Here is a 14053-nt window from a genome sequence, read left to right as displayed (position 1 = left end):
TCCCGCCGCGTTCATGCTGCCAGCCGTTCCTTCACATGCGCCAGGATGTCCGCCACGCCCACTTTGGTGGCAGATGCATCGCGGCGGTGCTGGTATTCGACCTGCCCTTCCTTGAGGCTCTTGTCGCCAATGGTCACGCGATGGGGCACACCAATCAGTTCCCAATCGGCAAACATGGCGCCCGGGCGCTCGCCGCGGTCGTCCAGGATCACGTCCACACCGGCGGCTAGCAGGTCGGCGTACAGCGACTCGGCCTGTGCCTTGACGGCTTCGCTGCGGTCCATGCCCACGGGGCAGATGACCACGGTGAACGGGGCGATGGCGTCGGGCCAGATGATGCCGCGCTCGTCATGGTTCTGCTCAATGGCCGCTGCCGGCAGGCGCGTGATGCCAATGCCGTAGCAGCCCATCTCGAAGAAAGCGGGCTTGCCGTCTTCGCCGAGGAAGGTGGCATTCATGGCTTTGGAATACTTGGTGCCGAGGTAGAACACGTGGCCGACTTCGATGCCGCGCTCGATGGCAAGTTCCCCTTGGCCGTCCGGCGACAGGTCGCCAGCCACCACATTGCGCAGGTCGGCCACCATGTCGGGCTCCGGCAGGTCGCGGCCCCAGTTCACGCCGGTGATGTGGTGACCTTCCTGGTTGGCTCCGCAGATCCAGTCGGCCATCACGGCCACGTCGCGGTCCACCACCAGCTTCACCGGCTTCTGCAGGTTCAGCGGGCCCAGGTAGCCCGGCTTGCAGCCAAAGTGGTCCCCGATCTCGGCCACGGTGGCAAAGCGGAAACCCGCGTCCAGGCCCGGCACCTTGGCCACCTTGATCTCGTTCATGTCGTGGTCGCCGCGCAGCAGCAGCAGCCAGACCTGGCTGCGGATGATCTCGCCCGCCGCATCGGTTTCGTCCGTGGCCAGCACCAGCGATTTCACCGTAGTGCTCAGCGGCACGCTCAGCAGTTCGGCCACGTCCGCGCAGGTGCTCTTGCCAGGCGTGGGTGTCACCGTCAGCGGCTGCTTAGCCGCGGGACGCGCGCCCGCGGGGGCCAGCGCTTCGGCCTTTTCCATGTTGGCCGCGTAATCGCTGGCGGGGCAGTAGACGATCGCGTCCTCACCCGTGGCGGCGATCACCTGGAACTCTTCGCTCAAGTCGCCGCCGATGGCGCCCGAATCCGCCGCCACGGCGCGGTAGCGCAGGCCGAAGCGGTCGAAGATGCGGCGATAGGCCTGCGCCATCACCTGGTAGCTCGCCTTGGCGCCGGCCTGGTCCCGGTCGAAACTGTAGGCGTCCTTCATGATGAATTCGCGCCCGCGCATCAGCCCGAAGCGCGGGCGGCGTTCGTCGCGGAACTTGGTCTGGATCTGGTAGAGGTTCTTGGGCAGCTGCTTGTAGCTACGCAGTTCCTGGCGTGCGATGTCAGTGACCACTTCCTCGCTGGTGGGCTGGATCACGAAGTCACGCCCATGGCGGTCGTGAATACGCAGCAACTCGGGGCCCATCTTGTCGAAGCGCCCGGTCTCCTGCCACAGCTCGGCGGGCTGCACCACGGGCATGGTGCATTCCACGGCACCGGCGCGGTTCATCTCCTCGCGCACGATGGCTTCCACCTTGCGGATCACGCGCAGGCCCATGGGCATGTAGTTGTAAATCCCGGCACCCAACTTCTTGATGAGGCCTGCGCGCATCATGAGTTGGTGACTGACAACCTCGGCGTCGGCAGGCGCCTCTTTCAAGGTGGAAATGAAAAATTGGGAAGCTTTCATCGAACGGGCTTGACAACTGGGGCGGGTGCGCTTGCCGCACGCGAGGTAGCGTGCATAATGACCGCAGTTTTAAAAATTTGGGGTTAGATTATGCTCGACCGGGACGGATTCCGCCCAAATGTCGGCATCATCCTGCTCAACCAGAGAAACCAGGTATTCTGGGGCAAGCGCATACGCACCCATAGCTGGCAGTTCCCTCAAGGCGGCATCGACCGCGGAGAAACCCCCGAGCAGGCCATGTTCAGGGAACTGCACGAAGAGGTAGGACTGCTGCCGCCCCAGGTGCGTGTGATTGCCCGTACGCGGGACTGGTTGCGCTACGAGGTGCCAGACCGGTTCATCCGCCGCGATGCACGCGGACACTACAAGGGTCAGAAACAGATCTGGTACCTGCTGCAATTGCTGGGGCACGATTGGGACCTGAACCTGCGCGCCACCAACCATCCAGAGTTCGACGCCTGGCGCTGGAACGACTACTGGGTTCCGCTGGACGTGGTGGTCGAGTTCAAGCGAGGCGTATATGAGATGGCGCTAACTGAACTGGCGCGTTTTCTGCCGCGCCACGAACAGCGCAACCGCTATTTGCGCAGCGGCATGCGTACGCGCGAGCACGAGAGCAGCGGCCAAGCCTCGCTGCCCCGTACCAGTTCACTGTTGGTCAAGCCCGGTATGGAACTGCCTCCGGGCGCCAGCTTCGACCCTGACCCGCAAAACAGCGTGCCAGCGCCGTTGGAGGCGCTGCCTACCCTGCCCGTCCCCAAGAAACCACTGGACGCCTAGCGTGTGTAAGAAGGCACGCGTCCGCAAGACGCACCCTTCTTAAGCGTCATCGCGCGCCGAGCACCACCATATTGTCGCGGTGAACCATCTCCGGTTCGGCCGCGTACCCCAGCAGGCGCTCGAACTCTGCGGAAGGCTTGCGGCACAGCAGGCGCGCCTCGGCGCTCGCATAGTTGGCGAGACCGCGGGCGATCTCTGTGCCGCCGGCGTCGCGCACCGCGATCACATCGCCGCGCACGAAGTCGCCCTCCACCGCCACCATGCCGATCGGAAGCAGGCTCTTGCCGTCTTCGCGCAGCTTGGCCGCCGCGCCGGCATCCACCGTCACGGAGCCGCGCAGTTGAAGGTGGTCCACCATCCACTGCTTGCGCGCCTGGTTCTTCTGCGTCTGCGCCACGAGCAACGTGCCGATCGATTCGCCCCGGGCCAACCGCAGCAGCACGTCCGGCTCCCGCCCCCATGCGATGACGGTGGAGGCACCCGAGCCCGCCGCACGTTTGGCCGCGAGGATCTTGGTGATCATCCCGCCCTTGCCGATACTGGAGCCCGCGCCGCCGGCCATTGCCTCCAGCGCCGCATCGCCAGCCTGCGCCTCGTGGACGAACTGCGCCTGCGGGTCGCGCCGCGGATCGGCGGTGTACAGCCCCTTCTGGTCGGTCAGGATCACCAGCGCGTCGGCTTCGACGAGGTTGGCGACGAGGGCCCCCAGAGTATCGTTGTCACCGAACTTGATCTCGTCGGTGACTACGGTGTCGTTCTCATTGATCACCGGCACCACGCCCAAGCGCAGCAGCGTCAGCAGGGTGGAGCGGGCATTCAGATAGCGCTCGCGGTCCGCCAAGTCGGCATGGGTCAGCAGCACCTGCGCACTGCCCATGGATTGCTCGCGCAGCTTGGTCTCGTACATCTGCGCCAGCCCCATCTGTCCCACGGCGGCAGCGGCCTGCAGTTCGTGGATCTCGCCGGGGCGGCTGCTCCAGCCCAGGCGCTTCATGCCTTCGGCGATCGCTCCGCTGGAGACCATGATGACCTCACGCGGCTCGCCCCCCTGCCCCCGCACCAGCGCTGCCAGTTGGCGGCACCACTCCCCAATGGCCACCTCATCCAGTCCCCGCCCCTCATTCGTGACGAGACTGGACCCTACCTTGACCACGATGCGACGCGCGTCGCGCAATACACTGGACACCATTTTTATAAGAAATTAGGCCTTAGCGCTTGTCAGTCAAGCGCCAACAGCTATAAATTAAATAGCAATCCTCGCATCACCCACGCGGTGGCTCACCAGCGAAGCGCGGGTCCACCTCAGCCGGCGCATTCTGCGCCAGCTGCTGGGCGTGCACGTGCTGGAAGATGGACTGCACCAGGGGCTCGCAGCCTTCGCGCGTCAGCGCGGAGATTTCGAACACGGGGCCCTTCCATTTGAAGCGCTTCACGAAGTCCTTCACCCGCGCAGCGCGCTCTTCGGATGGCACCATGTCCAGCTTGTTGAGGACCAGCCAGCGGGGCTTTTCATACAGTCCGGCATCGTATTTCTTCAGTTCGCCCACGATGGCCTTGGCCTGGGCCACCGGGTCCACCGCTTCGTCGAAGGGTGCCAGGTCCACCACGTGCAGCAGCAGCCGTGTGCGCTGCAGGTGGCGCAGGAACTGGTGCCCCAGGCCAGCGCCCTCGGAGGCGCCTTCGATCAGGCCGGGAATGTCGGCGACGACGAAGCTCTGCTCCGGCCCCACGCGTACTACGCCCAGGTTGGGGTGCAACGTCGTGAAAGGGTAGTCGGCAATCTTGGGTCGCGCGTTCGACACCGCCGCAATGAAAGTGGACTTACCGGCGTTCGGCATGCCCAGCAGGCCCACATCGGCCAGCACCTTCAGCTCCAGCTTGAGGTTGCGACGCTCGCCGGGCCAGCCGGGCGTCTTTTGCCGCGGCGCACGGTTGATCGCGCTCTTGAAACGCATGTTGCCAAAACCACCGTCGCCGCCCTTGGCGATGGTGATGACCTCGCCCGGCGTCAACAGTTCGAACAGCACCTCGCCCGTGTCGGCATCGCTGATGATGGTGCCCACGGGCATCTTGAGCGTGATATCGGAACCCGCGGCACCGAACATGTCGGAACCCTTGCCATGCTCACCGCGCTTGGCCTCGTGCCGGCGTGAATAACGGAAGTCCACCAACGTATTGAGATTGGGATCCGCCACGGCGAACACGTGCCCCCCACGCCCGCCGTCTCCACCGTCGGGCCCCCCGAACTCCTTATATTTCTCGTGCCGGAACGAGACACAGCCGTTGCCACCGTCACCGGCGGCTACGTCAATAAAGGCTTCGTCGACGAACTTCATGGGTATCCAGTTTACAAAAAGCGCACCTGGGCGCCGGAGGGTGCGCAAAAGGGCGCCATCACGCATGCGCGCGGCTGCGCCAGGCGCTGAAAACAACAAAGCCCCGACGGGTCGGGGCTTTGTTGTCGCTTCAGCGGCGAAGGGCCTTAAGCAGGCGTCACGCTGACCGTGTGCTTGGACAGAGCGCCCTTCGTGCCGAACGACACGTGGCCATCCACCAGGGCAAACAGCGTGTGGTCCTTGCCCACGCCGACGTTCACGCCAGGATGGATGCGCGTGCCACGCTGACGCACGATGATGGAACCCGCGCTGATCAGCTCACCACCGTAAGCCTTCACGCCGAGCATTTTGGGCTTGGAGTCGCGCCCGTTTCGCGTAGAGCCGCCGCCTTTTTTCTGTGCCATGAGATCAGCTCCCTGATTTAAGCAGCAATCGCCTGGATCTGCAGTTCGGTGAACTGCTGACGATGGCCTTGACGTTTCTGATAGTGCTTGCGACGACGCATCTTGAAAATGCGCACTTTGTCGTGCTTGCCATGAGCCACGACCGTGGCCTTCACCGTTGCGCCGGACACCAGGGGCGTGCCAACCTTGAGTTCAGCGCCGTTGCCGACAGCCAGAACTTGGTCAATCACGATCTCCTGGCCTACTTCCGCAGCAATCTGTTCTACTTTGATTTTTTCGCCGGCAGCAACGCGATACTGCTTGCCACCGGTTTTTATGACCGCGTACATGTAAACCTCATCTGAGTTGGAGTTCTACGGACGGACTTCCGCAGAGCCGGCGATTCTAGCATGAGTCGTCAACTCCGCCTAGAGGCAGCAGCCTCCTGTGCTTCTCGCAGGCAGACAGCCCCGCCACCCTTCCTATAATCCTTCTTTCTTCTCCGCACCTGCACTCACCTTGGCCGCCAACTCCCCCAGCACCGCCGCCACCCTCGCCTTGATAGCCGACGACATGCAAGAGGTGGACAAGGTCATCGCATCCCGCCTGCAATCCGCCGTCCCGCTTGTCGGCGAAGTCGCCCGTTACATCATCTCCGCCGGCGGCAAGCGCCTGAGGCCGGCACTGCTTCTACTGATGAGCGGCGCCCTCGGATATACAGGTTCGCAACGGTTCAATCTGGCGGCGGTAGTGGAATTCATTCACACGGCCACCTTGCTGCATGACGACGTGGTCGATGAATCTACGCTGCGGCGCGGGCGACCGACAGCCAATGAAAATTTTGGCAATCCCGCCAGCGTGCTTGTGGGTGACTTCCTGTACTCGCGCGCCTTCCAAATGATGGTGGAGACCAGTAGCCTGCGCGTGATGGAGATCCTGGCAGACGCGACCAATGTCATTGCCGAGGGCGAAGTACAGCAACTCATGAATACGCATGACGCGTCCCTGAGTGAATCAGGATATCTGAACGTCATACGTTCAAAAACAGCCAAGCTGTTCGAGGCCAGCGCGCGTCTCGCGGCCGTTCTGGCAGCCAGTCCGCCAGAAATAGAACACGCCTGCGCGAGCTACGGCCAAGCTCTGGGCACCGCGTTCCAGGTGATCGACGATGTGCTGGACTACGATGGAAATGCCCACGAAATGGGCAAGAATCTGGGCGACGATCTGCGGGAAGGAAAAGTCACCCTGCCGCTGATCATCGCTATGCAGCGAGGCAATACCCAAGAGCAAGCATTGCTGCGCAGCATCATCGAGACGGGAAGCACCGACGAACTATCTTCCGTCATTTCCATTATCAAAAAGACCGGCGCCTTGGATGCCACGCGCCAGGCTGCCGCCACACAGGCACAACTCGCGATGGATGCAGCGGCTCACTTACCAATCAATCCGCACTCCAAAGGTTTGCTACAATTGGCGGCTCAGCTGTTGGAGCGTCGAACTTAGCATCGGCGATCGCGGCAGAATCGGGGTGTAGCTTAGCCTGGTAGAGCGCTACGTTCGGGACGTAGAGGCCGGAGGTTCGAATCCTCTCACCCCGACCAGTTATTTTCATGCCCAAGCCCTGCATCGCGGGGCTTTTTTGCATCTGGACGCCGCGCGGGTGCCAAGGAACCGCAGATCTTTAATGCGGTTGCCCTCGCAGAGCCCATGCTGCCCTTGAGCCGCCGGCTGGGGCAAATGTCACTCACACAACGCTTGCGCCATTAAGCCTGTACACACCTTGGGCGATCGGCGATGATTGAAGAGTTTCCCTTCCTTCCATAAGAATCCGCTAGTTACATGGCTGCTATCGACACACAGAAAGAAGCTCAACCCATTGCCTTACCCGGACTGGCGCGCGCGTTGATGTCTGTGGGCAAATTGGATCAAAAAGCGGCGGAAGAGATTTACAAAAAGTCACAAAATAGCCGCAGTAGCTTTATTGCAGAGCTCACGGAATCGAAAATCATCACGCCAAGTGATCTAGCCCATACGGTATCCACCGTATTTGGTGCCCCCTTGCTAGATGTCGATGCGATCGACCGGCAGCGCATCCCCAAAGATCTGTTGGACGTCAAACTGTGCCAGTCCTATAAAGTCATCGCTCTCAGTAAGCGCAATAACCGGCTCATAGTCGCCACCGCGGATCCGACATTTCAAGAGGCCGCAGAAAAGATCAAGTTCACCACACAAATGGGGGTGGACTGGATCATCGCGGAATATGACAAACTGCTCCGCTTGATTGAGGCGAGCACAAAGAGCGGTACAGAAACGCTCGACGGCATTAACAGTAGTAATGATTTTGAGTTCGGCGATATTCCCGTTGATGAAGCTCCGGACGAGGATGCCGACAATCCCGCGGAAGTCGAGGATGCTCCCGTTGTCAAATTTCTGCACAAGATGCTGCTGGATGCCTTCAATATGCGTGCATCCGATCTGCATTTTGAGCCCTACGAGCACCATTACCGCGTCCGCTTCCGCATAGATGGTGAATTGCGCGAAATCGCATCGCCGCCAATTGCCATCAAGGAGAAGCTGGCCTCGCGCATCAAGGTGATCTCCCGTCTGGATATTTCGGAAAAACGCGTGCCCCAGGATGGCCGCATGAAGCTCAAGGTTGGGCCGGACCGGGTTATCGATTTCCGCGTCAGCACCCTGCCTACGCTCTTTGGCGAGAAGATCGTGATCCGTATTCTCGATCCGAGCAGCGCCAAGCTGGGTATTGACGCACTGGGATATGAGCCCGAGGAAAAGGAGCGTTTACTGCAGGCCATCAACCGCCCTTATGGAATGATCCTGGTGACCGGACCCACGGGCTCCGGGAAGACCGTGTCGCTCTACACATGTCTCAATTTGTTGAACAAGCCCGGCGTCAATATTGCGACCGCTGAGGACCCCTCGGAAATCAATCTCCCGGGCGTGAACCAAGTCAACGTCAATGAGAAAGCCGGCCTCACGTTTGCCGTCGCGCTCAAGTCATTCCTTCGCCAAGATCCGGACATCATCATGGTGGGTGAAATCCGGGATCTGGAAACCGCAGACATTTCAATCAAAGCCGCGCAGACGGGTCACTTGGTGCTCTCTACTCTGCACACCAATGACGCCCCCACGACATTGACGCGCATGCGCAATATGGGCATCGCGCCCTTCAATATCGCGTCCAGCGTGATTCTTATTACGGCGCAGCGACTGGCGCGTCGCTTGTGCCCCAATTGCAAGGCGCCCGTGGACATTCCGCATGAGACGCTGCTGGAGGCCGGCTACCGGGACGAGGAGATCGACGGCTCATGGGTCACCTACCGACCGGTGGGCTGCTCCGCCTGCAATAACGGATACAAGGGGCGCGTGGGCATTTACCAGGTCATGCCGGTGTCCGAAGAAATCCAGCGCATCATCCTGCGCGATGGAAGCGCACTGGAAATCGCCGAACAGGCACGCCTGGAAGGCGTCCGTTCTCTGCGTGAATCCGGGCTTCACAAGGCAAAAATGGGATTGACCTCCTTGGAAGAGGTCTTGGCTGTCACCAACGAATAAACAATCGAGAGAGAAAACAATGGCGACCGTTGCATCGAGGGGCATCAAGGACTTTGTCTTCGAGTGGGAGGGCAAGGATCGTAGCGGCAAGATCGTGCGCGGCGAAGTACGCGCCGCGGGAGAGAACCAGGTCAAGGCGACGCTGCGGCGGCAGGGCGTTCTGCCAACCAAGATCAAGAAGCGCCGGATGAGCGCGGGCAAAAAGATCAAGCCCAAAGACATCGCGCTGTTCACGCGCCAGATGGCCACGATGATGAAGGCCGGCGTTCCACTGCTTCAGGCATTTGATATCGTGGGGCGGGGTAATACCAATCCCAGTGTGACCAAGCTGCTCAACGATATCCGCGGCGATGTGGAGACAGGAACGTCCCTGAATGCCGCATTCCGTAAATATCCGATGTACTTCGACAGCCTTTACTGCAACCTCGTAGAGGCCGGCGAAGCCGCCGGTATTCTGGAAGCGTTGCTCGACCGGCTGGCCCTGTACATGGAGAAGACCGAGGCCATCAAATCCAAGATCCGGTCGGCGCTGATGTATCCAATCTCAGTGATCATCGTTGCGTTTGTCGTGGTGACGATCATCATGATTTTCGTGATTCCCGCGTTCAAAGAGGTTTTCACCTCCTTCGGTGCCGACCTGCCCGCCCCCACCTTGTTCGTGATGGCCATCAGCGAGTTCTTCGTGGCTTACTGGTGGCTGATATTCGGCGTCATCGGCGGGGGGTTCTACTTCTTCATGCAGGCCTGGAAGCGCAGCGAGAAAATGCAGCGTTTCATGGACCGTTTCCTGTTGAAAATGCCCATCTTCGGTGCATTGATCGACAAGTCCTGCGTTGCCCGTTGGACCCGCACCCTGTCGACCATGTTCGCTGCCGGTGTGCCATTGGTGGAGGCACTGGACTCGGTGGCTGGTGCATCGGGCAACTCGGTCTACGCCATCGCGACGGAGAAAATTCAGCAGGAAGTCTCCACAGGTACCAGCCTGACGGCCGCCATGGGGAATGCCAACGTATTCCCCTCCATGGTGCTGCAGATGTGTGCGATCGGCGAGGAATCCGGCTCCATCGACCACATGCTGGGCAAGGCCGCCGACTTCTATGAAGCCGAAGTGGATGAAATGGTGGCCGGCCTGTCCAGCCTGATGGAGCCCATCATCATCGTGTTCCTGGGCACGCTGATCGGTGGCATCGTGGTGTCCATGTACCTTCCGATCTTCAAGCTCGGGCAAGTGGTTTGATGTCAGGCTCGCTAGCAGTGGACGCCGTGCTGGTGGGCGTCCTGGGGATGCTGATCGGAAGCTTTCTCAACGTCGTGATCCATCGCCTTCCGCGCATGATGGAATGGCAATGGGCCGCAGAATGCCGGCAGTACGGGCAGGATGTAGGGCTGCTTTCCTCGGCGGCGCTTCCTGAGGCCGACAACGAGCCCCTCAGCCTGTCCAAGCCGCGTTCACGCTGCCCCTCCTGCGGCCACGCGATCCGCTGGTACGAGAACATTCCGGTCCTGAGCTATTTAGCCCTGCGAGGCCGGTGCGCGGGTTGCGGCACGCGCATCAGCCCCCGGTATCCGCTGGTAGAGCTGGCGACGGGTGCCTTGTTCTATGCATGCGCGCTCCGCTGGGGCTGGAGCCTCACGACCGCCGCGTGGTGCGGTTTCTCGGCCGCGCTGGTCACGCTGGCATGCATCGACTGGGACACCACGCTTCTACCCGACGACATCACGTTGCCGTTGCTGTGGGCGGGCCTGCTTGCGGCCGTCTTGCGCTGGATTGAAGTGCAGCCCGTGGATGCCGTCATCGGCGCCGCAGCGGGCTACCTATCCCTCTGGTCCGTGTACTGGGGATTCAAGCTGGCCACAGGCAAGGAGGGCATGGGCTATGGCGACTTCAAACTGTTTGCCGCACTGGGCGCCTGGTTTGGCTGGCAGGCGCTCGTGCCGATCATCCTGCTGGCCTCGGTCATCGGCGCCATCGTCGGCATCGCCATGAAGCTGGCCAGCACCCTGCGCGAAGGCAAGTACGTCCCCTTCGGCCCGTTCCTGGTGGGAGGAGGCATGGCCGCCATGCTGTGGGGCCCCGGGCGCATCATGCAGGCCGTCTTTTCCGTGCTGGGGCTCTAAGGTGGGCTCTGGGCAGGCCGGTCCCCGCTCGGTGAAACTGGGCGTGACGGGCGGCATCGGCAGCGGCAAAAGCACGGTGGCCGGCATGTTGCGACAGAACGGCGCGGCACTGATCGACGCCGATGCCATCGCCCGCTCGGTGACCGAGGCGGAAGGCGCCGCCATCGCGGCCCTGCGCGACGAGTTCGGGCCCGACTACATCACCGACGGCGCGCTGGACCGGGCACGCATGCGCACCCTCGTTTTCAGCGATCCCACGGCGAAGCAGCGCCTGGAAGCCATCGTTCACCCCTTCGTGGGACGCGAGATCGCACACGCTGCGGCACAGGCGCACCACGCGGGCCACGCACTCATCGTGTTCGACATTCCGCTGCTGACGGAGTCGCCCCGTTGGGCCCGGCAGCTGGACGCCGTCCTGGTCGTGGACTGCCGGGAGGAGACGCAGATTCAGCGTGTGCAGATGCGCAGCGGTCTGACCGCCGATGCCGTGCGCGCCATCATGGCCACACAGAGCCCACGCGCCACGCGCCGCGCGGCCGCCGACCTGGTGGTCTACAACGACGGGTTGGCGCTGTCAGATTTGCAAACAAAGGCACGCGAGATCGCCGTATTCTTCGGGCTATGATGTGCTCGCACCGGCGTGGTGTGCAATGGTCTGCCGCAGCGCAGCGCTCGCACCCCGCCCCACACCGTGCGCACTCAGGAACCCCGTAGCGTGATCCTTTACGAATACCCTTTCAACGAACGCCTGAGAACCTATCTGCGGCTTGAGCAGCTGTTTCGCCGGCTGGGCGAGCTCATCGCGCGCCCGCATCCCCTGGACCATCACTATGCCCTCGTGACCATGTTCGAGGTCATGGACGTGGCGGCCCGCGCAGATCTCAAAGCCGACGTGCTCAAGGATCTGGAAAAGCACAAGCACCAGCTGGATGCCTATCGCGGCAACCCCTCCATCTCCGAGGAAGCCCTGGACGGCGTGATCGCCCAGCTCGACCAGTGCTTTGCCGCACTCAACGCGCAAAACGGCAAGGCCGGCCAGGCGTTGACCGAGAACGATTGGCTCATGAGCATTCGCAGCCGCGTGGGCATCCCCGGGGGCACCTGCGGCTTTGATCTGCCCGCCTACTACGCGTGGCAGCACCGTCCGCCCCAGGACCGCCAGCACGACCTGCACCACTGGGCCGCCACGCTGGGGCCGTTGGCAGAGTCCGTCTACGTGCTGCTGCGCCTGCTGCGTGATTCGGGGCTGCCGCAGAAAGTGGCGGCCGAGCGCGGGCAGTTCCAGCAGAACCTGCCCCAGGGCCGCACCTTCCAGCTGCTGCGCTTGGCAATCGACCCTGCACTGCAACTCATCCCGGAGATCAGCGGCAACCGCCTCATCGTTTCGGTGCGGCTGATGCGCCAGGAAGAAGGCGGCCGCCTGGTTCCCAGCACCGAGGACGCGGCATTTGAACTGACCCTGTGCGCCTGACCCGACATGACCGGCACACCCTCCCGCTCCGACACACCTGCGCCCCAAGGCAAGCGAGTGCCTTGCCCGACCTGCGGCGGCCCGAGCCTGTACAGCCCGGCCAACCGCTTCCGCCCGTTTTGCAGCGAACGCTGCAAGCAGATCGATCTGGGGGCCTGGGCAGCCGAAGATTTCCGCATGCCGGCCGAGGCGCCGCCGGAGGATGCGGAGTTCGGCGATCCCAAGCGCCAGCCGTGATATTTGAAGAAAAGGCTGCTAGCGCTTATCCAGCAAGCGCAAGCAGCTATGTATTTTGAAGCAACATCTCACGCCAGCAGCGAAGCGTCGAACACCTCGCCACGCTCCTCGGCCAGCCACTGCAGCACGGGGTAGGCGCCCGGCAGCACCGGCTTGACCTGCAGCGGCCAGTGCTGCCAGGCCATGGTCTGGCCCTCGCGCATTTCGAACGCACCGCTCCATTCGCGCACCTTGCACCAGTGCAGGCGCACGAGGGCATGCGGGTAGTCATGCTCGGTCACCTTCCAGGCCTCCACCGGGCCGATGGTCACGCCCAGTTCCTCGATGAGTTCGCGGCGCAGCGCCTGCTCCACTGTTTCCCCGGCTTCGATCTTGCCGCCCGGGAACTCCCAGTAGCCCGCATAGGGCTTGCCCGGGGGGCGAGTGGACAGCAGCATCGCCCCGTCCTCCCGCAGCAGAATGCCCACGGCGACCTCGGTGTGCTTGCGCTGTGGCGTGCTGGTCGATTCGCTCATGCGCCCTCGCCCTGCCGTCCTGCGAAATCCCGTGCAAATTGATAGGCCACGCGGCCGCTGCGCGAGCCGCGCTCCAGCGCCCACACCAGCGCCTGCGGGCGCGCGGCCTCGATAGCTTGGGCGGGCACGCCCAGCGCAGCCAGCCACTGCGCCACGATGGCCAGGTACTCGTCCTGGCTGAACGGGTAGAAGCTCACCCACAGGCCGAAGCGCTCGGACAGGGAGATTTTTTCCTCCACCGCCTCGCCCGGATGGACCTCGCCATCGTCGGTGTGGGTGTAGCCCAGGTTCTCCTTCATGTATTCAGGGAGCAGATGGCGCCGGTTGCTGGTGGCATACACCAGCACATTGGGCGTGGCCGCGGCGACCGAGCCGTCCAGGATCGACTTAAGGGCCTTGTACCCGGCCTCTCCATCTTCAAAGCTCAAGTCATCGCAGTAAACGATGAACTTCTCGGGCCGGCCGGAGACCACGTCCACAATGTCGGGCAGATCCGTCAGGTCCGCCTTGTCCACCTCGATCAGACGCAGGCCCTGGGGTGCATAGCTGTTCAGGCATGCCTTGATGAGCGAGGACTTGCCCGTGCCGCGCGCACCGGTCAGCAGCACGTTGTTGGCGGGCTTGCCTTCGACGAACTGCTGGGTGTTGCGCTGGATCTTTTCTTTCTGCGCATCGATCTCCTTGAGATCGGACAGCTGCATGGCGGCCACATGGCGCACCGGCTCCAGCACACCATGGCCGCCGCTGCGTTTGCGGTAACGCCAGGCGATGGAGGCCGCCCAGTCCGGCGCCGACAATGGCTGCGGCAAGACCGCCTCGATACGGGAGATGAGCTGCTCCGCACGCGCGATCAGCTGGTCGAATTTATCAGTCATTTTCGGCT

15 protein-coding genes and 1 tRNA gene are annotated in these 14053 nt (G+C 62.3%); 9 read left to right on the top strand and 7 right to left on the bottom strand.

Translation table 11 applies throughout. The features are described from left to right. Positions 1–11 precede the first annotated feature (11 nt). The gene (locus tag QY917_RS00505) at positions 12–1757 is read right to left on the bottom strand and encodes a proline--tRNA ligase (RefSeq protein WP_123675056.1); all 1746 of its coding nucleotides are present in this window, start codon (positions 1755–1757) and stop codon (positions 12–14) included. A 90-nt stretch (positions 1758–1847) separates the two neighbouring features. On the opposite strand from QY917_RS00505, the gene QY917_RS00500 reads away from it, so the two are divergent. Then, the gene (locus QY917_RS00500; protein WP_011804289.1) at positions 1848–2537 is read left to right on the top strand and encodes an RNA pyrophosphohydrolase; all 690 of its coding nucleotides are present in this window, start codon (positions 1848–1850) and stop codon (positions 2535–2537) included. 46 nt (positions 2538–2583) lie between these two features. Here QY917_RS00500 and proB read toward each other — a convergent pair whose 3' ends face one another. From proB to rplU, 4 genes are all read right to left on the bottom strand, one after another. Then, the gene (gene proB / locus QY917_RS00495) at positions 2584–3726 is read right to left on the bottom strand and encodes a glutamate 5-kinase (RefSeq protein WP_012655755.1); all 1143 of its coding nucleotides are present in this window, start codon (positions 3724–3726) and stop codon (positions 2584–2586) included. A gap of 73 nt (positions 3727–3799) precedes the next feature. Next, positions 3800–4873 carry an Obg family GTPase CgtA gene (gene cgtA, locus QY917_RS00490; RefSeq protein ID WP_012655754.1) on the bottom strand — a complete coding sequence of 358 codons (1074 nt, stop codon included), beginning with the start codon at positions 4871–4873 and terminating at the stop codon, positions 3800–3802. Positions 4874–5019: 146 nt separating this feature from the next. Further along, entirely contained in the window at positions 5020–5277 is a 258-nt protein-coding gene (gene rpmA / locus QY917_RS00485; protein WP_011804286.1) for a 50S ribosomal protein L27, read from the bottom strand. Between the two features lie 17 nt (positions 5278–5294). Beyond that, positions 5295–5606: a 50S ribosomal protein L21 gene (rplU, locus tag QY917_RS00480; RefSeq protein WP_012655753.1), complete on the bottom strand. Its 312-nt coding sequence runs from the start codon at positions 5604–5606 to the stop codon at positions 5295–5297. Positions 5607–5775: 169 nt separating this feature from the next. Here rplU and QY917_RS00475 point away from each other — a divergent pair, with 169 nt between their 5' ends. The 8 genes from QY917_RS00475 to QY917_RS00440 all read left to right on the top strand — a co-directional run bounded on the left by QY917_RS00475 (position 5776) and on the right by QY917_RS00440 (position 12655). Beyond that, entirely contained in the window at positions 5776–6759 is a 984-nt protein-coding gene (locus QY917_RS00475) for a polyprenyl synthetase family protein (RefSeq protein WP_302078178.1), read from the top strand. Between the two features lie 21 nt (positions 6760–6780). Then, positions 6781–6857, top strand: a tRNA-Pro gene (locus tag QY917_RS00470). Positions 6858–7095: 238 nt separating this feature from the next. Continuing rightward, a complete protein-coding gene (gene pilB / locus QY917_RS00465) occupies positions 7096–8829 on the top strand; it encodes a type IV-A pilus assembly ATPase PilB (RefSeq protein ID WP_012655751.1) in 1734 nt (577 codons plus the stop codon). 19 nt (positions 8830–8848) lie between these two features. After that, on the top strand, positions 8849–10066 hold the full coding sequence (locus QY917_RS00460; protein ID WP_012655750.1) for a type II secretion system F family protein: 1218 nt from the start codon (positions 8849–8851) through the stop codon (positions 10064–10066). Then, entirely contained in the window at positions 10066–10947 is an 882-nt protein-coding gene (locus tag QY917_RS00455; RefSeq protein WP_123675055.1) for an A24 family peptidase, read from the top strand. The genes QY917_RS00460 and QY917_RS00455 overlap by 1 nt, the downstream gene beginning before the upstream one ends. A 31-nt stretch (positions 10948–10978) precedes the next feature. After that, entirely contained in the window at positions 10979–11572 is a 594-nt protein-coding gene (coaE, locus tag QY917_RS00450) for a dephospho-CoA kinase (protein ID WP_287805412.1), read from the top strand. Positions 11573–11662: 90 nt separating this feature from the next. Then, complete coding sequence (zapD, locus tag QY917_RS00445; RefSeq protein WP_011804250.1) at positions 11663–12418, top strand: cell division protein ZapD; 756 nt, start codon at positions 11663–11665, stop codon at positions 12416–12418. Between the two features lie 6 nt (positions 12419–12424). Beyond that, the gene (locus QY917_RS00440; RefSeq protein ID WP_011804249.1) at positions 12425–12655 is read left to right on the top strand and encodes a DNA gyrase inhibitor YacG; all 231 of its coding nucleotides are present in this window, start codon (positions 12425–12427) and stop codon (positions 12653–12655) included. A gap of 68 nt (positions 12656–12723) precedes the next feature. On the opposite strand, the gene QY917_RS00435 is transcribed toward QY917_RS00440, so the two are convergent. Both QY917_RS00435 and QY917_RS00430 read right to left on the bottom strand, forming a co-directional pair. After that, the gene (locus tag QY917_RS00435; protein WP_011804248.1) at positions 12724–13170 is read right to left on the bottom strand and encodes an NUDIX domain-containing protein; all 447 of its coding nucleotides are present in this window, start codon (positions 13168–13170) and stop codon (positions 12724–12726) included. Further along, the gene (locus QY917_RS00430; protein WP_012655745.1) at positions 13167–14045 is read right to left on the bottom strand and encodes an ATP-binding protein; all 879 of its coding nucleotides are present in this window, start codon (positions 14043–14045) and stop codon (positions 13167–13169) included. The genes QY917_RS00435 and QY917_RS00430 overlap by 4 nt, the downstream gene beginning before the upstream one ends. Positions 14046–14053: the final 8 nt, after the last annotated feature.

The organism is Diaphorobacter sp. C33 (assembly GCF_030503915.1).
Taxonomy (GTDB): Bacteria; Pseudomonadota; Gammaproteobacteria; order Burkholderiales; family Burkholderiaceae_C; genus Diaphorobacter; species Diaphorobacter nitroreducens.
The sequence above is the reverse complement of the archived record's forward strand: the minus strand, read 5'-3'. Positions and strand labels throughout refer to the sequence as shown.